Below are 21,102 nucleotides of genomic sequence, written 5' to 3' on the forward strand. Positions count from 1 at the left end.
GATTTGCGCGGCGGCCTCGCTGAAGGACGGTCTCGACAATGTCGGACCAAGGCCTGATCGGCCTGCCGCGCTATCTCACATTTTATACATCAGCCAGTCTCTTTTTATCTTACAAGGCCGTCTGGTTTGCCGGACCTTACCCAGCCCGTTGGGCTGGGCTCAGGGAACACGGCCCTTCAGGCCGTTGGGGAACCTAAGACATGAAGTCGCCGGGCGAGGACCCTTACAACCTGTTCAGTGACCTAACTTCGCCCCGTCGCCGCCTTTAGGTACGCGATCTCGTGGTCGCCGAAGTCCTTCTCAACCAGCGAGGCGATTGGCACGAGCTCCGACGAGATCTCGTAGTCGTCCGGCACCTTTGCCTCCGGCACGTCCCTGACGTGTTCGGCGTGGTAGACCGCCCACAGAAAGTCTGGGTAGATGTACTTGTAGTTGGAGGGCTTCGGACTTGTGTGGTGGAGGTGGACGATGCCGACCTGGCGGAGAGGCCGTACCTCTACGCCAGCCTCCTCCAGGAGCTCCCTCCGGACTGTCTCTTCGTAGGTCTCTCCTGGCTCGACCCGGCCTCCGGGCAGGAGGTGCCTATCGTCCTTGTTGGTGCTGACCAGGACGGTATCGCCCTTGAGGACGACGGCCCGGGCGGAGGTCACCAGCTCCTTCGGGGCGGCTCGGCCGTCAGGTACGAAGCGACGGCGAGGTGTATCGTCCCTTTGCCCCATATCGACGTGTGCGTGGAAATGTGGCGCTGGCGCTGGAAAAAGAGATTGAGGGAGGTCTGGGTCGCCATAGAATGCGCCTCCTTGCCGCCGGTCGAAGTCTGACCGGCAGCACCTATCCTGGGCCAATAGCGGCGGCTCGCCCTATTTCTTTATCGACATCAGAGAGATCATGTACCCTGAAGCCTCCTTGGACTCTTTCTTGTTGCCCATTCGGGTTGGGGCGGGGACCATGCGGATGTTGCGGTTGGGCAGCGGCAGGCGCACAGGCACATGGCCCAGGCGCGCGGACTCCCGAAAGGCGATGGCGAGCTCCAGGGCCTTGCGGCCGTTGTCGCCGTTCGCGCGCGGCTCGATGCCCTTGTCCAGCGCCTCAACCAGCGATGCCGCCGTGTCGTTGTTGCGCGGGAAGTAGCGCCAGCCCTCGGCGTCGTAGGTGCCGCGATTCTCGTAGAGGCCGATCGTGGGCAGGACGCCCTCGACGGGCTCCACGTAGTTGCCGGACCTCCTGTGCGCCCCTTCCTTCGTCTTCCACAGGTAGGCGCGCTGGCCATCGGCGTAGAACGTGCCCTTCGTGCACAGCACCTCGTAGCCGTACTTGGCGGTGGACTCCTTCGTGAAGAAGGCCTCGACGCCGTTCACGAAGCGGACGATGCCTGAGCCGCCCATATCCAGCTCGGTGTTTGGGTCTCCGTTTACCCAGCCGATCGCCCACGCGGCGTCGACATCACCCGCGAATAGCCTGGCGAGGCTGAACTGCTGGATGCCGCCGCCGGCGAGCTCCACGCCCGCGCCGTTGGAGACGATGATCGACTGCACCTCGCCGATTGCGCCGGAGCGGATGTACTCCATTGCCTTGTGGTAGTGCGTGATGTTGCGGTCCAGGTCGCCGACGGCCAGCTTCACATTGTTCTTGCGGCAGACTTCAACCATGCGGTCGGCGTCGGCGAGCGATGCGGCCATGGGCTTCTCGCACTGGATTGCCTTGACACCCATCTCCGCGCAGCCGATGACCACGGAAGGGTTGGGGCTAACCGGCAGGATCGCCAGGACTATGTCGATCTTCTCCTTTTGAAGCATCTCCTGGTAGGAGGAGTAGCCGGGGCAGTTGAAGCGCTTCGTGAAGATATCGAGGTTTTCTTTGTCGGGGTCTGCGCCCGCAACCACCTTCGCTAGCGGGTTAGTGTCGAACGAGCGGGCGTGGACGGTGCCCTTGCGGCCGCATCCTACGACGCCGACTCGGTATTTGAAGCTCTTGTCTGCCACTGCCTTGCTCCTTGGGACTACTCGGAGATCACCGGGGATTGTACCACCATGCGCCGAAGAAATTACAAATTACGAATTACAAATTATGAGTTGAGCTGCTGGGCACCGTCTCGCGAATGGTGAATTTAGAATAGTGAATAGTGAATTGAACAGCCGGATTGCCTCCGTTCCATAATTCACTATTCACTATTCTAAATTCACTATTCTTCACGGCACCGTCGCCTCGTGCGCCCTCTTCAGGAACGGATTGTCCGCCGGCCTTTTGCCGCCGTAGAACCATTCTATGGGGAGCACTTTTTGTTTCTGGTTGCCGGACTGGCCCTTGCCGCCCTCTGCGGTGATCTTGGCTTCTACGGGGTCTTCCCCGTACATCGTATGGGTGTGTGCGACGATCACTCGGTCCTTCATGACGAAAACGGAGGGGGTGGACCAGCGGCCCTGGACCTGCGCGGTCATGATATCCTCCACAGGGCGTTCCGGGGAGGGCCAGCCAGAGTTGAAGTACGATTCCACCGCACGCGTCGGCCGGATGGGGCCGGGCTCCACGCGCGTCGTCTCGTGAATGGACTGGATATTCTGGAAGAACTCCCACACGGACCCGCCGTTGCGGCTTATGGCGGAAGAGATGCGCGTGCGGTTGTATCCCCTGCGCGTCTCCTCTGCGCTCTCCTGGTTCCAGACGACGAGGAGGTGCCCGTTGTGGAGCATGCGGATCTGCGCCGGTGTGGTGCTGGAGGCAAGCGGGGTGGGCATCGGGCGCGTCCACGTCTCGCCGTTGTCGGAAGACCAGGACTGGAAGTGTCGGCCAAGGCCGGTGCGCATCATCATGAGCAGTCGGCCCGGGTAGACCTCGGCGACGGACGCCTCCATGACCGGGCTGAAAAGCATTGCGGTGTCCAGCAGTATGACGATGCCGCCGTCCCTGTTGTGCTGCCACGGTCGGCCCTCGTCTTCGGAGTAGCAGACGTAGACATACGTGAACGTGGGGTCGTGGAACTGCGCGTCGGTTGGGACCCACTGGTTATTCACCAGCTTGCCCGTTGTTGGATGCGGTGCGCCGACGTTACCGGCGCGCTGGCCCATCTCTACGTGAACGGGAATGACGATGCGGCCTGTAGTGGTGCGGAGCGCGACGTCCTGGAGCATGTGGGTGTTGAGGCCGGGGCGCGATATGTCCACAGGCGGCGCCCACGTCTGTCCGCCGTCGTCCGAGCGCCAGAATACGACGCGCCCATACGGCTTCGCTCGGTCGGAACGGCCCATGCCCGCGTAGCCGATGCGATTGCCTTCAATCTTCACCATCGACGCGCCGCTGCTGCCGACGGGGTTGCCGTCGGCGTCCACCCTCTGCGATTCAGCGGACCAGGTCACGCCGCCGTCGTCCGAGTGCTGGAACGCAGCCCCGGCCGCGTGGAGGATACGGCCACCATCGAGCTCAACGAACGTGGACTTGTGGCGGTAACGGGTGTCGCGCGCTGCCAGCACCAGTCCCGGCAGCGTCATGGGAACGTGGGACATGCTCACTCCGTTCGCGAATTGTGAGTTTGGAATGGTGAATAGTGAATTATCGGACCAGGGCAATTCGGCTGTTCAATTCACTATTCACTATTCTCAATTCACTATTCCTCAGGGGACCGCCGCCTCGTGGGCGCGCTTGAGGAAGGGGTTGTCGGCGGGCTTTTTGCCGCCGTAGAACCATTCTACGGGCAGCACTTTCAGGAGCTGGTTGTACTCGCTGTTCTTGCCGCCGTCCGAGATGATTGTCGCCTCCGTCGGGTGCTCCTTGTACATCGTGTACGTGTGGGCGATGAACACCCGGTCCTTCATGACGAAGACGGAAGGGTACGACCACCGGCCGTGGGACTCTGCGGTCTGGATGATGTCTACCGGTCGCTCTGGCGCGGGCCAGCCTGGCTCATAGTGCGCCTCTTCCGGGCGAGTGGGCCGGATGGGCCCGGGCTCTACGCGGGTGGTCTCGTGGAGCGAGTGCACGTTCTGGTAGAACTCCCAGACGGAGCCGCCGTTGCGGCTGATGGCGGAGGACATGCGCGTGCGGTTGTAGCCCATCTGGGTCTCTCGCTCGCTCTCCTGGTTCCAGACCACCAGCAGGTGGCCGTTGTGGAGCGCGCGGATCTGGGCCGGCGTGGTGCTGGCGGACAGGGATGTCGGCATGGGCCGTGTCCATGTCTCGCCGGTATCGCTGGACCATGCCTGGAACTGGCGCCCGAGGCCGGTGCGCATCATGGACAGCAGGCGGCCGGGGTAGACCTCGGTAACGGTCGGCTCATTGACGTAGCTGAAGATAGTGGAGGTATCCATAAGGATCATCAGCTCGCCGTCCTTGTTGCGCTTCCAGGTGCGGCCTTCGTCATCGGAGTAACAGAAGTACACGTAGGTGAAGTGCGGATCGTGGAAGTGTCCAGCCGTGGAGACCCACTGGTTGTTGACTAGCTTTCCTGTTCCCGGGTGCGGTTTGCCGACGTTGCCGAATGACTGGCCCAGGTGGCCGTAAACGGCAACGACGATGCGGCCGGATGAGGTGCGGGTCGCGGCGTCCTGGTAGAGGTGCGTGCTGACGCCGGGGGTGGAGACTACCGTCGGGGCCTCCCAAGTCTCGCCGCCGTCCGGGGAGCGCCAGAATACGATGCGCGAGTAGCCTCTGCCGGAGTCACGCCTGTCCATGCCGGCATATCCGATGCCCTTGCCGTCCAGCTTCACGAGCGAGGTGCCGCCGCCGCCGACAATGTTGCCGGCTGCGTCGTACCTGTGAAACTCCTTCGACCAGGTGATGCCACCGTCGTCGGAGTAGGTGAAGCGCGTGTCCGCGGCGTGCAGGACGCGCCCGCCCTCCAGCTCTACGAAGCTGGAGCTGTGGAAATAGCGTGTCTTGTGAATCGCGAGCGCAAGGTCGGGCCGGGTCATTGGGACGTTGCTCAAGGAAGCCTCCGGTTAGTGGCGATAAGCGGCCGGTCAACAACCGTGGGCCGGTTGCCGGGGCTGATTGTACCACCTTTGCCGAAAAAATTCACAGTGGTTCGAACATTTCGTGGCGTGTCCTACTATCTTGCGGCGAGCCCGTCAATGGGAGTATCTTGCTCCCAAGTGCAATCAAGGAGCGTTCACAAGATGACGACAGCCGCGATACAGACCAAGTTGTCGCAGCCTCTCCGTGTGAGGCTTGACGTTAAGGTACCGATGCGCGACGGCGTGAAGCTGTCTGCAGATATCTACACCCCGAACGGCAGCGGGCCGTGGCCTGTGCTGCTCGACAGGACGATCTACGACAACCAGAACGACCGCGGGTTCGCCTGGATTGCCCGGTTCGTAGAGGCGGGGTACGCCGTTGTCATGCAGGACTGTCGCGGCCGGTACGACTCCGACGGCACGTTCCAGCCGTACATTAATGAGGCGGCGGACGGCCACGACACCGTGGAGTGGATCGGCAAGCAGCCCTGGTGCAACGGCAAGGTAGGCATGTTCGGCATTTCGTACATCGGCTTCACGCAAACCCAGGCCGCGCTGGGCGGGAGCCAGTACCTGCAAGGGATCATGCCCATTGCCGCGCAGCAGGACAACTTCGGCCACTGGTACGCGGACGGGATTTTCCAACTCCACGTAGGGATGAACTTCATTCGCATGGCCGGCAGGACGATGCAGTCCAACAGCCGGAACCTGATGAACTCAGAGGAGCTGTACAACCGCCTGCCGCTCGTTTCGGCGCTGGATGACATTGTGGACCTGCCGTTCTTCAAGGATGCCGTGAAACATTCTGAGTACGGCGAGTTCTGGCAGAAGTACAGCATGCGCGACAAGTACGACAGAGTGGACGCGCCCGCGTACTTTGTGACGGGCTGGTACGACAACCTCCTTCGCGAGACGTTCCGCCTGTTCCAGGGCTGGACCCAGAAGGCGAAGACCGAGAAGGCGCGCAAGGCGACGAAGCTGGTCGTCGGCCCGTGGGCGCACCACAATATCGGCTCCGCCGAGCAGTTCGGCGTTGTGGGCTTCGGGACGAACGCGGGCATGGACATCGCGGGTGAGCACATCCGCTGGTACGACTGCCGCCTGAAGGGCATCGACAACGGCATCGACAGCGAGGCGCCGATGAGGATCTTCACGATGGGCGAGAACAGGTGGCGCACCGAGAACCAGTGGCCGCTGCCGAACATGAAGTACCACAAGTTCTTCCTCCACGGCCGGAAGGCGAACTCGCTCTACGGCGAGGGCACGATGAGCCTGGACAAGTGCACGGAGGACGAAGAGGACGATACGTTCATCTACGATCCTCGCAATCCCGTGCCGACGGTAGGCGGCCAGAGTCTTGGCGTGGCGGGCATCGTCCCAGGCCCGGCGGACCGCCGCCCTGTGCAGCGCCGCGACGACGTGCTGGTCTACACGACCGCGCCGCTGGAAAAGGACATGGAGGCGACCGGCCCGGCGCTAGTGACGCTGTGGGCATCCTCCGAAGCAAAGGACACGGACTTCACGGCAAACGTTACGGACGTGTACCCGGATGGGACGGCCGTCGCCGTGTGCGAGGGCATCTCCAGCGGCCGGTGGGCCGAGCTGAAGGGCAACCCTATAGACCAGTTCAAGCCTGAGTTCATGAAGCCCGGGGAGATAACCAAGTTCAGCATCCAGCTTTGGGAGATGAGCTACGTCTTCAAGAAGGGCCACCGCATCAGGCTGGAGCTATCGAGCAGCAACTTCCCGAGGTACGCGCGCAATCTCAACACCGGCGCTCCGTTCGGCACGGACTCGGAGATGGTAGTAGCGAAGAACACTGTCTACCACAGGGGACGCGTCTGCACGCACCTTACGCTTCCGATCATTCCGAGGGAGTGATGAGGAGGGTGAAGGGTATAGGGTAAGGGGTAAGCAGGAGGGCGCTCCGTTCCCTGGAGCGCCCTCCTTGCTTTGTGGCATCAAGACCGACCGGCCCTCGCCGTTCTTCTGGTCCCGATGCCGAGCATTTCGCGGAGGTCTCGCTTGGCCTCCAGGAGCCCCGCCCACAGGTCGCCGTGCTTGCGGACCCTGTCAGGCGCGGTCCGGATAGTGAAGTCGGTTGGGTAGGCCCGTCCGATTTCAACCCACGTGAGCGGCATCGAGACCGGCGCGCCGGGCACGGCCCTGGGCGAGTATACGGCGGGAAAGGTCTTGCCGCGGACGTTCTGGTTATAGTCGAAAAAGACCTTTCCTCCGCGCCTTTCGACGACCCATTTGGCCGTGACCTTGTTTGGGTGCGTGCGCACCACGTGCGTGGCGATTTTCCGCGCGAACTCGTGTATGGCCGGGTACCCAAACCTGCGGGTGATGGGCACGCAGACGTGAAGGCCCGTCTTGCCGGAAGTCTTTACGAACGCCGGCGCGCCCATTGACTCGAGAATTGCCTTGACCCACAGTGCGACCTCGCAGGTCGCCTCGAACCCATGCCGGTTCAGCTCGGGTTCGGCGCCCTGCGCCTCCTTGCCGGAATAGATATACGGGTCCAGGTCGAAGAGGATGAAGTCCGGGTAGTTGAGCGTCGAGCTCTCGATGTTCGACTCCGACTCCGCGAACTGTGTCGTGAGGTGGCGACCGTCGGGCTCGCGACTGGTGCGAGAGTACCATGCGTGGAGCTCAAGGTCGGCAACCTGTCCCAGCCAGAGAAGGGTTGGGAGGTTGTTGACGAGGAGGTACTCGCCGTCGTCCCTGTTGTGCTCGGAGTAGACCATCACGGTCTCGACGAACTCCGGCAGCTTCCCGTCCCAATGCTTCTGGTAGAAGTTCAGGCGGCTGATCCCCTCCGGGAACCGCACCAGCTTGATAGGCCTGTCCTGTATGTACCACAAGATGTGGGGCGACATCACCGCCAGGTATCGCAGGTAGTCCCGCTTGGTGACGGCAGGGCCGAAGTCGGAGGCAGGCCAAAGCACCTTGTCCAGGCTAGACACGGGAAGCTTTTGCGAATCGACATCCAGGACGGACTTCGCGCCGCTCGCGTCCAGCTGCCTGAGAACGGAATCGACGGTCGAGGCGGCAGCAGACTGGGTGGGGACTGCAGCCCGATCGGGCTGACGCAGGTCCTCCAGCCGAACGAGATCGCCGGCGGGCTTGTCTTCGCGCAGGCGGAGAAAGACAGGGGCTCTAAGACGGCCGCCATCGGTCCACCCTGTGAATCTGACCTCCACCACCAGCTCCGGACGGAGCCAGACGGCGGGCGAGTTCACTTCCGGCGCGGACTTGAACGGCCGCCTCGGGCTCACAAGCCCTGCCACCATTTCGTTAAGCTCCATGAGCGCGCGGTCATCGAACCCGCTGCCCACGTGGCCGACGAAGCTCAGTTCGCCGTTGTCGTCGTACGACCCGAGTAGGAGGGCGCCGAAGGTGGAACCGCGCGAACGCTTGCCTTTCGTGTACCCGCCGACGATGAAGTCCTCTGACTGCGTGCCCTTGATCTTGAGCCATGATCCGGAGCGCTTGGCCGGCTCGTACACGCTGTCGCGGCGCTTGGCCACCATGCCCTCGAAGCCCATCTCCAGGACGGTGCGGAAGACCACCTCTCCTTCCCGGTCAAAGTGGCCCAGGTACCGCACGCGCTCTGTTGGCGCCATTGTCCTCTCAAGCAGCTCCTTGCGGCTAAACAGCGGCGAGGCCGTCAGGTCCCAGCCGCCGAGGTGGAGAAGATCGAACACGTAAAGGAAGACGGGGACCTCCGCCTCCGCGCGCTTGATGTCGCTCTCGCGGGTCAGGTGCATGCGCTGCTGGAGCAGTTCGAAGTCCGGCCGGCCATCGTCGTCGAACGCGACTATCTCCCCGTCCAGCACCGCGTCCGGGAGGCCCTGTGCTTTCAAGGGCCTCCCAGATGCGCTCCCGCATCTGCTCCTCCTGGCCGGGGCCGAGCTCCACGATGAACTGGCTGCCCAGGTTGCTCGTCATGATGACGACCGTGTTCTTGAAGTCGATGACGCGGCCGTGTCCGTCGGTGAGATGGCCGTCGTCCAGTATCTGGAGCAGGACGTTGAACACGTCCGGGTGCGCCTTCTCGATTTCGTCGAGCAGCACGACGGTGTAGGGCTTTCGCTTTACGGCCTCCGTGAGCTGGCCGCCCTCGTCGTACCCCACGTAGCCCGGAGGCGCGCCGATGAGCCTGGCGACCGAGTGCTTTTCCATGTACTCGGACATGTCTATTCGGACCATATTCTGCTCGTTATCGAACAGGAACTCCGCGAGCGCCCTGGCCAGCTCGGTCTTGCCGACGCCGGTGGGGCCGAGGAATATGAAGCTGCCGAGCGGCCGGTTGGGGTCCTGGAGGCCTGCGCGGGCGCGGCGAATGGAGTTGGCCACGGCGCGGATGGCCTCTTCCTGACCGACGACGCGGTCGTGCAGACGCTCCTCCATGTGGATGAGCTTCTGGACTTCGCCCTCCAGCAGGCGGCTGACGGGTATGCCGGTCCAGCGGCCGACGACCATTGCAATGTCCTCTTCGTCAACCTCGGTCTTGAAGAGGCTGGGCTTGCCTTTCTGGGCTGCCTGGCCGCCTTCGATGTCCTTGAGCGCCTGTTCCAGCTCCCTTCGCTTGCCGTAGGTCAGCTCCGCCACCCGGGCGAGGTCCTGCCGGCTTGTGGCGGCCTCTATCTCCTGTTCGACCTTTGCAAGGTCCTCGCGGATCTTCTGCTCGCCGCCGGAGACCTGCTTCTCCGCTTGCCACTGGAGATTGAGCGCCTTGCTGCGCTCCTTCAGGTCAGCAAGCTCCTTCTCGAGCGTTGCCAGCCGGTCCCGCGACGCCTGGTCGCGCTCCTTCTTGAGGGCGTGCTGCTCGATCTGGAGCTGCATGATGCGGCGCTCCACCTCGTCTATCTCCGCCGGGCGCGAATCGCGTTCGGTCCGGAGCTTTGAGGCGGCCTCGTCCACCAGGTCGATCGCCTTGCCAGGCAGGAAGCGGTCTGAGATGTACCTGTTCGAGAGCACGGCGGCCGAGACGAGCGCGGCGTCCTTGATGCGCACGCCGTGGTGGCGCTCGTAGCGCTCTTTGAGGCCGCGGAGTATGGAGATCGTGTCCTGCACGGAGGGCTCGCCCATCTTTACCGGCTGGAACCGGCGCTCCAGCGCGGCGTCCTTCTCGATGTGCTTGCGGTACTCGTCGAGCGTCGTCGCGCCAATGCAGTGTAGCTCGCCGCGGGCGAGCATGGGCTTGAGCATGTTCGAAGCGTCCATCGCCCCTTCGGCCGCGCCTGCGCCGACGACGGTGTGGAGCTCATCGATGAACAGGACGATCTTTCCTTCGGCCTGCTGCACCTCTTTGAGCGCGGCCTTGAGGCGATCTTCGAACTCGCCGCGGTACTTTGGTGCCGGCAATCAGGGAGCCCAGGTCCAGCGCGACGATGCGCTTGTTCTTGAACCCTTGAGGCACGTCTCCCTGCACGATGCGGCGGGCGAGACCCTCGACGATGGCGGTCTTGCCCACGCCGGGCTCGCCAATGAGGACGGGGTTGTTCTTGGTGCGGCGCGACAGCACCTGCACGACGCGCCGGATCTCCTCGTCGCGGCCTATGACGGGGTCCAGCTTGCCCTTCCGCGCATCTTCCGTGAGGTCGCGGCCGTACTTCTCCAGCGCCTGGTACTTGCCCTCCGGGTTGGGGTCGGTCACGCTCTGGCCTCCGCGGATAGACGTGAGCGCCTTCAGTATCGCGTCCTTCGTAACCCCGGCGCTCTTGAGGATCTGGGCCGCCTGCCCGTTGTAGCCGTCTGCGAGCGCGATAAGCATATGCTCGGTGGAGACATACAGGTCCTTCATGCGCGAGGACTCGCGCTCGGCGGCGTCCAGCACGCGCTCCATATCGCCGGACATGTACCGGTTGGCGGAACCCTGCACCGACGGCTGCTTCTTGAGGTAGCCGGACAGGCTGGTGTGGAGCGCCCGGGAGTCTGCGCCTGCGGCGCTCAGGACGCGCGGGGCGACGCCGTCCTCCTGCTCTATCAGGGCGAGCAGGAGGTGCTCCGGCGCAATCTGTGGGTGGCCCATCTGCTCGGAGAAGTCGTTGGCCTTGAGGACAGCTTCCTGTGCCTTTTCCGTGCATTTCTTGATGAACTGCTGGATATTCATGTGCAACCTCGACGACGTGGAAATAGGGCCGCGCTTATCCGCGCTTCGACCTCAGCTCCTTGAGCCTGCGAACGGTATCCAGCTCTTCCGGGCTGAGGGACCTTGGCATCACCGGACGTACGATAACATACAGGTCGCCCTTTGTCCCAGGTTCGCCCAGCTTTGGCATGCCAAGCCCGGACAGGCGCACTTTCTGGCCGTTCTGGCTGTAGGGCGGCACCTTTAAGCGGACCTTGCTTTTGAGCGTCTGCACTTCCGCCTCGCCGCCCAGTATGGCGTCCTCCATGGGCACGCTGACATCCGTGTACAGGTCGTCGTCCACGCGGGTTAACCGCTCGTGAGGCGTCACGACGATCTTCAGGAGGAGCTCCTGCCCTTCGGCTGGCTTGACGCGGACCGTTGAGCCGGTCTTGACACCCGCGGGAATCGTGACCTCAATCCACTTTGTCCCAGCGTCATTTGTGAGCGTAACTACGCGGGTTGTCCCGGTAAACGCCTCTTCGAGCGTCACCTCGACTGTGAGCTCCGAGCTCACGGGCCGCGGCGCCGCCCGCCCTGGCCGTCCGCGGCGGCGGAACAGGTCGCCGTAACCGCCCAGCAGGTCTTCGAGATTGAAATCGCCGAACCCCTCAGAGGGGTCGCCCGTTGTTGTGTGCGTCCATGTGAACGGCTCACCTGACTGGCGCTGCGCCTTAATACGGTCGGCATGCTTCCACTGGTCGCCGTACTTGTCGTACTTCTTGCGCTTCTCCGGGTCGGAGAGCACCTCGTAGGCCTCATTGATCTCCTTGAACCGGGCCTCTGCGTCCCTGTCCTTGGAGTTAAGGTCGGGGTGGTACTTGCGCGCAAGCTTCCTGAATGCCTGCCGGCTGTCCTTCTCGGTAGCCTGCCTTGAAACGCCCAGAACGGCGTAATAGTCCTTCGTTGTCGTGGCCATCTTCCCGCCCGGACGCCGCCCGTGGATTGCCCTCATCTGTTGCGGGCCGGGGCCAGCATCCCTCGTCCAATGCTTACACCGATGATACCATGAAAGTTATAGCAAATACAATAAATTGGGTGATTTCCAGGTACACTTCGCGCGTCCAACGAACAGTCCGAATCTGATAAACTCACGTCCGACGCGGCTGGGCCGCAGGAACAACATCGTGGAGGCGTCCATGGGTGCGCTGGGCATCGGTATAGTCGGGACCGGGCAGAGGGGGATGGGCTTCTTCGCCCCCTACATCAAGAACAATCCTCACCAGGCGCATCTTAAAGCCGTTGCGGATATCGACGAGGTGCGCCTGAAGAGTGCGGTGGACGACCTGGAGCGGACCGACCTGCGGCAGTATAACGGCGTGGAGGGGCTTCTGCGCGACCCGGAGGTTGAGGCCGTTGTGATAACTACGCCCGACAGCACGCACCGCGAGGTGCTGGAGAAGGTGCTCAAGGCCGGAAAGCACGCGATTTGCGAGAAGCCGATGGCGACGAGCATCGACGACGCAGTCGCCATGACAAGGATGGCGATGCGCACCGACAAAATAGTCCAGATCGGCTTCATGCTCAGGTACGCGCCGTTCTTCGTGAAGCTCAAGGAGCTGATAGCGGCGGGCGTCATAGGAGAGCTGCTACAGGTGAACGCCACGGAGATAGTCGAGTACCGCCATGGCGCGTCTTACTTCCGGCGGTGGCACCGGTTCAAGAGCTACAGCGGCGGACTGCTGGTGCACAAAGCCTGTCACACGTTGGACGTCATCAACTGGATTGTCGACTCTCCTCCGCACTGGGTGAGCGCCGTGGGCGGCATCGACACTTTCAACTACAAAGCCGGCGCTGCCGACCTGTGCCGCGACTGCCGGCACCTGCCCACATGCCCCGGGGCGTACAGGGAGGGGATGAAGAACTGGCTCTACCTCAGCCGCCCGGAGCGCAACGGGCCGAAGTCTCATAGCCGCGACCTGTGTGTGTACAACATCGAGAAGGACTCCGTGGACAACGCTGTGATGCACGCGGAATACGAGAACGGGGTGCGGCTGGCATATTCGTTCGCGACGACCGGTGCGCGGCACGAGCGGCACGTGCTCCTTGTGGGGCAGGCGGGGCAGATCCACGCGGGCCAGGCAGACGGGACGATCGTCATCGAGCCGGTGGGGGGAAAGCCGGAGACAATCACGCTGCCGGAGGAGCTTCGCGGCGAGCATGGGGGAGGGGACAGGCCGCTCATGGAGTCGTTCTTCAGCTGCGTCGCGTCCGGAGAAAAGCCGGTCGCGGATGTGCTCGCGGGCCTGTACAGCGTGTCGCTCGGCGTCGCGGCAACTCAGTCAATAGACAGGGACGGCGCCAAGATCGACCTTCGACCTGTCTTCGCCAGAGTGGGAATGTAGGCGATGACCGAGAGAACCTACACTGAATCTGAGCTCCGCCTGCGACTCTACAACCGCATGGAGGAGATGGTAGATGCGCTGGCGGGGCGGCTGGCGGACGACGTTTCGCCCATTGCCTCTGGCATCAGGATGCGTATCGAGCCGAATGACGACGGCACGTACTCCATCGCCGATCCCGCGCCGCTCCAGAACGCGATAAAGGAGTCCACGATGCAGCTTCTTGTGGAGTTCTTCAACTCCATGATCGTGGCGATGTTCGAGGAGGATGAGGCGCGCTAAAGAAAGAGGCCGCTCAAACGCGAGGGCGTTTGAGCGGCCGATTGTCGTCATGCTGGTGCCCAGGGCCGGACTCGAACCGGCACGGGATTTTAGTCCCAACGGTTTTTGAGACCGTCGCGTCTGCCATTTCGCCACCTGGGCACGCGCGTTGGAGGCAGGGGGCCACAGTATTATGGCGGTTGGCCCGGAGACAGGTCAACTTACATCTTCATCTTCTTCTGGCCGGACAGATACGAATCGGGCTCCTTCTGGAACGCGCGGTTGCAGCCCGGGCCACAGAAGTAGTACGTGGTCCCCTTGTATTCGAACTTGCCGCCGGGCGGCTTCTCCATGTTCACTTCCATGCCGCACACGGGATCGATTGCCACAGGACCCTTCTTGCCGATGAGCGGGATCTTCATAGTCGCCTTTTTTTCAAAATCTGCGTCTGCTGCGGGCTACTTCTTCGGCCGGTAGCCACGAAGCCTGAGCGAGTTGCTTATTACGGTAACGGAGCTAATCGCCATCGCGCCCGCGGCCATGATGGGATTCAGGAAGCCGTACTCCCCGAAGACCGGGCGCAGGCGATCAGGTATACCGCCGTCCGAGAAAAACGGGTAGAGGATGCCGGCGGCCACCGGGATGAGCGCGACGTTGTATGCGAACGCCCAGAAGAGGTTTTGCTGGATGTTGCGCATCGTCGCCCGGCTCAGCCCAATCGCAGCGGAGACGCCCCGGAGGTCGCCGCTGACGAGCGTCACATCCGCCGCCTCGATCGCGATGTCGGTCCCGGTGCCGATGGCGATGCCCACGTCCGCCTTGGCCAACGCGGGCGCGTCGTTGATGCCGTCGCCGACCATCGCCACCCGTTCTCCGCCCGACTGCAGCGCCTTGACCTGCGCCGCCTTGTCGCCGGGCAGCACGTTTGCGACAACGTTGTCTATGCCGACCTCTCTCCCTATGGCCTCCGCCGTCGCGCGGTTGTCGCCGGTGAGCATCACTACCTTCAGGCCATGCCGCCGCAGCGCGGCGATCGCCTCCTTTGAGCCCTGTTTGAGGGGGTCGGAGATCGCAATCGCGCCCTTAATCTCAGCGTCAATCGCAGCATAGACCACAGTCTTGCCCTGTGAGGCAAGAAGAGAAGCCTTGTCGCCCACGCCGTCGAGCCGCACGAGCGCGGCATCCATCAGCGCGCGGTTGCCTACGAGCACGTTTGTCCCATCGATACGGGCTTCCACGCCCTTGCCGGTGACCGATGCGAACTCGCTTGCGGTCGATAGGGACAGGCCCCGCCGGCGCGCCTCGGCAACGATCGCCTGCGCGAGGGGGTGTTCCGATGTGGCCTCGGCGGATGCCACCACCCGCAAAAAGGCGTTCTCGTCCATGCCGTAGGAAACAATTTCGGTGACCGCCGGCCGGCCGGCCGTAAGGGTGCCCGTCTTGTCCAGGACGACAGTTGTGACCTTCTGTAGCTGTTGCAGCGCTTCCGCGTTCCTGAAGAGTACGCCGAGCTGTGCCGCTTTGCCGGTGCCCACCATTATCGCCGTGGGCGTTGCGAGGCCCATCGCGCAAGGGCAGGCGATGATGAGCACGGAGACGGCGGTCAGGATGGCGTACTGGTAAGACGGTGACGGCCCGAACACGAGCCACGCAATGAAGACGAGCGCCGCCGCGCCGATAACCGCGGGCACGAAGTAGGCGGAGATGAGATCGGCCAGTCGCTGGATGGGCGCTTTGGATCCCTGCGCCTCCTCAACGAGACGGATGATCTGCGAAAGCGCGGTATCGCGGCCGATGCGCGTCGTCTTGAAGACCAGCGCGCCGGTGGTGTTCACCGTGCCGCCGTAAACGCTGTCGCCCGGCTTCTTCTCGGCGGGGACGCTCTCCCCTGTGAGCATCGACTCATCGATCCACGAACGGCCGTCCAGTACCTCGCCGTCCACCGGGACCTTCTCGCCTGGCCGGACGGCGACCCTGTCGCCGACCTCCACGTCCTCGACCCGCATATCGGTCTCCTTGCCGTGGCGGACCACTCGCGCCGTTTGCGGCTGCAGGCCGATCAGCGCCTTGATGGCGTTCGATGCGCGGCGCTTTGCTCGAGCCTCCAGGTACTTGCCGAGCAGCACGAGGCCGATGATCGCGGTGGATGTCTCGAAGTACGTGTGCGCCTCGAAGCTCCGGAAGAACGAGCTGTTAAAGAATATCGTGGCAAAGACGCTGTAGAAGTACGCCACGGATGTGCCCACGGCGATCAGCGTGTTCATATTTGCGGTAAAGTGTTTCAGAGCGCCCCAGGTGCTGGCATAGAAGCGCCAGCCGGCCCAGAACTGCACCGGCGTCGCCAGTGCCAGCAGTAGAAGCTCCATCCTGAACGGGAGGTCCATCGTGATGTCGTGGGGGAGTGACATCAGGACCATGATGAAAAAGGATACGCCGAGGCTTAGCGCGACCTTCGCCAGCAGGAGCTTCTGGTCGCGCGGCGTTTCGTCCTCGCCGACATCATCACCAACTCCCGCGATTGAATACCCGGCGTCCTCCACGGCGAAGCGCAGGTCCCCCAGGGACACGGCGCCCGGCGCGTACTCCACGGTAGCCTTTTCCGTCGCAAGGTTGACGGTCGCCGACCTCACTCCGTCGACGCCGCTCAGCGCGTGCTCCACGTGCCGGACGCAGGAGGCGCAGGTCATCCCGCCGATGCTCAGCTGCACCTTCTCCATGTCCGTTGACTGCGGCTGTTTCGTTTCGATAGCCATCTCGCCTACCTCTTGTCCGAGAGGTTGTAGAGCTCCATCAGCTCGCCGAGTACCTCCTGCTCGCGCCCTTCCTTCACACCCTCGATAACGCAGGAGTTGAGGTGCCCCTCCAGCAGCTTCGCCTCCAGCTTCTGGATCGCCCGCCGCACCGCGAAAGTCTGCTTCAGGATGTCGACGCAGTAGGTGTCCTGCTCCACCATCCGCTCGATCCCGGAGAGATGGCCTTCGATGTAGTTGAGCCGCTTAAGCGCGTCGCGCTTGGAATCGGACATCTGCGCGGCGTGCTTCTCGTGATGGTCGTGATCGTGTGTGTGCACCGCAAACCTCGCTTCTGAAAACCCCCACCCAGGGGGTATGGGTAAATCGTACTCCGGAATGGCTATTTTTTCAATGCCATAAAGACTAGGCATGGCCGACTATTTATGATACATAGCATATGTTGAGAACGCGGACCTTGAAATCGATGCCAAGTTGCACAGACAGGAGCGACCAGATTGAACAGCCGCCTTGTATCGCCCACCATTGGCTCGCTCGGACTTACCCGGCGCAGAATGACGATACTCACTGTAGCGGCACTGGCCATTGCGGCCTTCTTCCTCTCGCCTGGCTGGGCGAACGCGGCGGGGCAGGTGACGCTGTACGACGGGGCAATCTCTTACACCGGCAACTCGCTTGAGGTTCACGACTCTATACCGAATCTCACCCTGTTTGGCTTCAACGACAGCGCAACGTCCATAAGGGTTTCCACCGGAGAGGTGGTATCGCTCTACGAGCACCCGAACTTCGACGGACGGTGCGTCAGCGTTCGAAACGACGTCGTGGACCTTGCCCTCACCAACGTGGGCAGGGCGCAGGCTTCTTCGCTCCGGCTGGGCTCAGACTGTTTTAGCGAGAGCAGCAGCGCACCGTATGTTCGCCTCTACAGCGAATCCAATCTTGGCGGCGCCTCCATCACGGCACGGCACGATATTCCGGGCCTCAGGGATATCGGGTTCAACGACGTGGCGTCCTCCTCGATCTGCAGGATGCGGCGGAGCTCGGGCTCTATTCCGTGGCAGTCTACTCGGACATAGACTTCGGCGGCACCTGCGAGACCTTCACTTCGGGCTTCGTATCGGATAGTCATCTGGCGGTCCCGTTTGGGCGGGTAATGGACCTGGGCATTCGCAACATCGGCCACGACACCATCTCGTCGCTTCGCCTGAACTTCACGTGCTTCGGTCCGGTGCGCTCCGCTCCAGTCATTGGCAACCTGACCGTGATTAGCGGCTCACACTCCGGCATAAAGTGCCCTAACGGCTACACGAAGATGCCCGGAGAGCTTAATGACGGCGCGGGTGCGAGCTCTGCCTGGCTCTACTTGTGCGCGCAGTGCTATCCGCACCAGCCTTCGGTCAGCTACGTTGTGGACCTCGATGCGCTGGTCTACGCCTCTGAGCCCAGTTTCAGCGAACATGTAAACGACTGCGCCGCAGAAGGCGTCGGATACCAGTTGATCAACCAGGACCTGGATGAGGGCGCGGGACTGGGAAGCGACTGGGTCTACTTCTGTTACCAGCGCTCCACGAGCGGGGACCCGGTGCGAGACGTCGGCTTCATCATCGGGCCGAGCCTGGGACTGGACGAGGTACTCTCCTCCTGCGCCTCCTTCTTCCACACCGCGACCCAGAACGTGGACTTCGTCAGTTCAAGTCTGAACACTGGGGCCGGCGACACTCCAATCTGGGGCTGCACCTATGCCCCCACTTCTCAGAACTGGCAGCCTGACTCGCTGGCGCCCCATCTCTTTGCCCCGAGGCCGCACAACCTGTTGGTTACGCCGAGAACGGATGTAGGGGTTGGCCGAGCCACATTCATAGCCTACGCGTATGACAGCGCCGGCCAATCAATCGCCGCCTCATGCACGCCCGGTTTTGGCTCGGGGGCGTCGCAGGGAACGCGTGGCCGACAGTATTCGGCGGACCTCACCGCGGGTACCCAGACCACGGTCACCTGCACGGCAACTTCCAACACACTTACCACGTCGCGGTCATTCAATGTGTTCGTTACTTCGCAGGACGATCTCACGCCCCCCGTCATCACGCCGGTCGTAACGGGTGTGCTGGGCCCTGGCGGGTGGTACCGGTCCAACGTCGCCGTTGCGTGGAACGTCGCAGACCCGCAACACCCGGTGTCGACGCTCGGCTGCGAGGGTGGATCGGTAACCTCGGACACTGCCGGCCAGCCGTTCTCTTGCGAGGCTTCCTCCGGCCCAGGGTTGGCAGGAATATCACCGTTTATGGGAACGGCGCTTACAAGTGCCGGCAGTCTAACAGTTCGGCGCGACACTGTTCCGCCAACCGTCACCGCGGCTGTGGACCGCCCGCCGGACCTTGGACTCTGGTACACGGCGAACGTCACGGTGACGCCAACCGGTTCGGACTCCCTCTCCGGCATTCACTCCTGCACCCCCGAGGTCTTGAGCGCGGACGGGGTTAACCTGTCCGCAGTCGCGTCTTGTTCCGACAACGCCGGCAATTCGGCGTCCGCCACAGTAACAGGGATAAACCTGGACAAGACGGCGCCGGTCGTGACTTTGCAGACGGTTGGGGATACCCGGCGCGAACGGGTGGTTTATCAGCAGCGTAACGGTCTCCCTGTCAGCGACAGACGCCACGTCAGGTGTGGCGTTCCGGTCTATGACCGTTAATGGTGGTGAGCCGACCTCGGGGTCCGTGCTGTTGAATTCCGACGGCGTTTACTCCATTTCGTATTCTGCCACCGACCTGGCAGGCAATACGGTCAGCCACACCGCCTCCGTCAAGATTGATAGGGTAGGGCCATCGGTAACGATGAGCGTAACCCCGCCCGTCAACTCTCGAGGATGGCACACTGCGCCCGTCACAGTGTCAGCCTCCGGCGCCGACGCTGGGTCCGGCTTCACAGTCTGCGACGCCCCGGTGCTTCTGGACCAGGACGGTGTCAACTACTCAGTCTCGCTATCGTGCACGGACGTCGCCGGGAACGTTGCCTTCGCCCAGGTTACCGGCATCGACATCGACACCACATTCCCGGTAACGTCAGTTACTCTTGCCGGTCCTGCGGGCGAGAACGGGTGGTTCACCGGCGCCGTGACGGTGACACTCTCCGCCGCCGACCCAACGTCCGGCATTCTGACAACGGACTACCGCATAGTCGGCTCGGTCTCACAGCCGTACACCGGCCCGTTCACCGTTTCGGCCCAGGGAGCTAATGTCGTAGAGTTCTTCAGCCGCAACGGCGCGGGCATGCTTGAGGCCGCGAAGGCCGTCAGCGTCAACATCGACTCCGTTGCGCCGAACGTAATTGCGCTGCTCCAGCCAGGAGTCAACGTAGGGGGAGAAACGTGGTACGCGTCCCCTCCCAGCGTGACGCTAGCCGCCACAGACGCCGCTTCAGGCGTCCCCGTCGACGGTGTGAGCTTCAGGATCAATGGTGGGGCAGCGGCAACATACCCGGGATCTCTTTCAATCACCTCCGACGGGGTGAACACCCTTGAATTCTGGGCACGCGACCGGGCCGGCAACGAGCACCGTCCCGCTCCTATCGCCGTAAGGGTGGATACCTTGCCGCCGGTCACCAATGCCTTCGTTATTTCCGGGACGCAGGGCCAGCCGGGCTGGTACCGCTCCCAGGTCTTGTTGGCCCTGAATGCTACAGACGCGGGCACAGGTGTGGCGCCGGGCGCCACGATGTTCCGCGTTAACGGCTCCCCGCCGCAGCAGTAATCGGGCGCCATTTCACTGGCACAGACGGGTACTTACTCTGTGGAGTACTGGAGTACGGACCGGATTGGCCACCAGGAGGCCGCCAAGACCATACCGATAAACATAGACCTTGTCGCCCCCTCCGTGTCGGCGACCGTCAACCCTCCCGGGCAGAACGTTGGCGGCGATGTGTGGCACAACGTGTTTTCGACCGTTTCGATAGCCGCCTCGGATGCGCAGTCCGGCATACTTCCCGGCGGCACGGGCCGCAGCATCGACGGCGCGCCATTTGCCGTGTACACAGCCCCGTTCGCCGTGACGGGAGAGGGCGCGCACACGGTGGACTACCGGATCCAGGACCTTGCGGGCAATGTGACAAGCGGAAAGCAGCTAACAGTAAGAGTTGATACGGCGCCGCCCGTTACGTCCGCGTCACTGGCGGGACAGACAGTGAGGCCGGGATGGTACCGCTCCGCGGTGACGGTGACCCTGAGCGCGTCGGATGCCGGCGTCGGCATTGGGCCCGGCGGCACTCTCTACCGTGTCAACGGCTCAGCGCCTCTTGCGTACGCTGGCCCATTCATTCTCCCCGGCAGCGCCACCTACACAGTTGAGTATTGGAGCCTAGATCGGCTGGGCAATTCAGAAGTTCACAAGACTGTCGCAGTTAATGTCGATACGGTCGCTCCGACCATCACATCTGCGGCAAGCCCGGCAGGCGTGGACGTTGGCGGCGGCATATGGCACAACGTCATCCCGACCGTGACGATTACTGCGTCGGACAACCTGTCCGGTATCGTGCCGGCCTTGACCACGCGGAGCATTAACGGCGGCCCGTTCGTGCTATATGCGGGTCCGTTTACGTTGCCGAATGGAGTGCACACGGTGGACTTCCGGACGGAGGACGCCGCGGGTAACGTCGCGGTCGGCGCACAG

General features: G+C 62.8%; 16 protein-coding genes, 1 tRNA gene and 1 pseudogene. 7 read left to right on the forward strand and 11 right to left on the reverse strand.

Going from position 1 to position 21,102, the window contains the following annotated elements:
- Positions 1 to 242: 242 nt before the first annotated feature.
- The 4 genes from FJ319_10905 to FJ319_10920 all read right to left on the reverse strand — a co-directional run bounded on the left by FJ319_10905 (position 243) and on the right by FJ319_10920 (position 4,919).
- Positions 243 to 719, reverse strand: a complete 477-nt coding sequence (locus tag FJ319_10905) for an NUDIX domain-containing protein (protein MBM3934790.1) — start codon at positions 717 to 719, stop codon at positions 243 to 245.
- A gap of 141 nt (positions 720 to 860) precedes the next feature.
- Positions 861 to 2,045 carry a Gfo/Idh/MocA family oxidoreductase gene (locus FJ319_10910; GenBank protein ID MBM3934791.1) on the reverse strand — a complete coding sequence of 395 codons (1,185 nt, stop codon included), beginning with the start codon at positions 2,043 to 2,045 and terminating at the stop codon, positions 861 to 863.
- A gap of 144 nt (positions 2,046 to 2,189) precedes the next feature.
- Entirely contained in the window at positions 2,190 to 3,500 is a 1,311-nt protein-coding gene (locus FJ319_10915) for an exo-alpha-sialidase (GenBank protein MBM3934792.1), read from the reverse strand.
- Between the two features lie 108 nt (positions 3,501 to 3,608).
- A complete protein-coding gene (locus FJ319_10920; GenBank protein MBM3934793.1) occupies positions 3,609 to 4,919 on the reverse strand; it encodes an exo-alpha-sialidase in 1,311 nt (436 codons plus the stop codon).
- Positions 4,920 to 5,063: 144 nt separating this feature from the next.
- Between FJ319_10920 and FJ319_10925 the strand changes: the two genes are divergently transcribed.
- Positions 5,064 to 6,827 carry a CocE/NonD family hydrolase gene (locus FJ319_10925; GenBank protein MBM3934794.1) on the forward strand — a complete coding sequence of 588 codons (1,764 nt, stop codon included), beginning with the start codon at positions 5,064 to 5,066 and terminating at the stop codon, positions 6,825 to 6,827.
- Between the two features lie 80 nt (positions 6,828 to 6,907).
- On the opposite strand, the gene FJ319_10930 is transcribed toward FJ319_10925, so the two are convergent.
- The 3 genes and pseudogenes from FJ319_10930 to FJ319_10940 form a co-directional block, all read right to left on the reverse strand.
- Positions 6,908 to 8,815, reverse strand: a complete 1,908-nt coding sequence (locus tag FJ319_10930; protein MBM3934795.1) for an ATP-dependent DNA ligase — start codon at positions 8,813 to 8,815, stop codon at positions 6,908 to 6,910.
- Positions 8,601 to 11,067 (reverse strand): annotated as a pseudogene (locus FJ319_10935) (AAA family ATPase). The gene FJ319_10930 and the pseudogene FJ319_10935 overlap by 215 nt, the downstream one beginning before the upstream one ends.
- 34 nt (positions 11,068 to 11,101) lie before the next feature.
- Positions 11,102 to 12,004 (reverse strand): J domain-containing protein, encoded by a 903-nt coding sequence (locus tag FJ319_10940; GenBank protein ID MBM3934796.1) that lies wholly within the window; start codon positions 12,002 to 12,004, stop codon positions 11,102 to 11,104.
- 220 nt (positions 12,005 to 12,224) lie between these two features.
- Between FJ319_10940 and FJ319_10945 the strand changes: the two genes are divergently transcribed.
- Together FJ319_10945 and FJ319_10950 are read left to right on the forward strand one after the other, a co-directional pair.
- Positions 12,225 to 13,430, forward strand: a complete 1,206-nt coding sequence (locus FJ319_10945) for a Gfo/Idh/MocA family oxidoreductase (protein MBM3934797.1) — start codon at positions 12,225 to 12,227, stop codon at positions 13,428 to 13,430.
- A 3-nt stretch (positions 13,431 to 13,433) separates the two neighbouring features.
- Positions 13,434 to 13,709 (forward strand): hypothetical protein, encoded by a 276-nt coding sequence (locus FJ319_10950; GenBank protein MBM3934798.1) that lies wholly within the window; start codon positions 13,434 to 13,436, stop codon positions 13,707 to 13,709.
- A gap of 53 nt (positions 13,710 to 13,762) precedes the next feature.
- On the opposite strand, the gene FJ319_10955 is transcribed toward FJ319_10950, so the two are convergent.
- The 4 genes from FJ319_10955 to FJ319_10970 all read right to left on the reverse strand — a co-directional run bounded on the left by FJ319_10955 (position 13,763) and on the right by FJ319_10970 (position 16,713).
- Positions 13,763 to 13,850: transfer RNA gene (locus FJ319_10955), tRNA-Leu, on the reverse strand.
- A gap of 59 nt (positions 13,851 to 13,909) precedes the next feature.
- A complete protein-coding gene (locus FJ319_10960) occupies positions 13,910 to 14,110 on the reverse strand; it encodes a YHS domain-containing protein (protein MBM3934799.1) in 201 nt (66 codons plus the stop codon).
- Between the two features lie 36 nt (positions 14,111 to 14,146).
- Positions 14,147 to 16,441 carry a copper-translocating P-type ATPase gene (locus FJ319_10965; protein MBM3934800.1) on the reverse strand — a complete coding sequence of 765 codons (2,295 nt, stop codon included), beginning with the start codon at positions 16,439 to 16,441 and terminating at the stop codon, positions 14,147 to 14,149.
- A 5-nt stretch (positions 16,442 to 16,446) separates the two neighbouring features.
- On the reverse strand, positions 16,447 to 16,713 hold the full coding sequence (locus FJ319_10970) for a metal-sensitive transcriptional regulator (GenBank protein MBM3934801.1): 267 nt from the start codon (positions 16,711 to 16,713) through the stop codon (positions 16,447 to 16,449).
- 222 nt (positions 16,714 to 16,935) lie between these two features.
- On the opposite strand from FJ319_10970, the gene FJ319_10975 reads away from it, so the two are divergent.
- The 4 genes from FJ319_10975 to FJ319_10990 all read left to right on the forward strand — a co-directional run.
- Positions 16,936 to 17,514: a beta/gamma crystallin family protein gene (locus FJ319_10975; GenBank protein ID MBM3934802.1), complete on the forward strand. Its 579-nt coding sequence runs from the start codon at positions 16,936 to 16,938 to the stop codon at positions 17,512 to 17,514.
- Positions 17,493 to 19,130, forward strand: coding sequence for a hypothetical protein (locus tag FJ319_10980; protein MBM3934803.1), 1,638 nt, complete (start codon positions 17,493 to 17,495; stop codon positions 19,128 to 19,130). Before FJ319_10975 ends, FJ319_10980 begins: the two co-directional genes overlap by 22 nt.
- Entirely contained in the window at positions 19,120 to 20,187 is a 1,068-nt protein-coding gene (locus FJ319_10985; GenBank protein MBM3934804.1) for a hypothetical protein, read from the forward strand. The genes FJ319_10980 and FJ319_10985 overlap by 11 nt, the downstream gene beginning before the upstream one ends.
- 39 nt (positions 20,188 to 20,226) lie before the next feature.
- Positions 20,227 to 21,102: hypothetical protein (locus FJ319_10990; protein MBM3934805.1), on the forward strand; the 876-nt coding region annotated here is incomplete at its 3' end.

This window comes from SAR202 cluster bacterium, from assembly GCA_016872355.1.
Taxonomy (GTDB): Bacteria; Chloroflexota; Dehalococcoidia; order Lucifugimonadales; family VGZY01; genus VGZY01.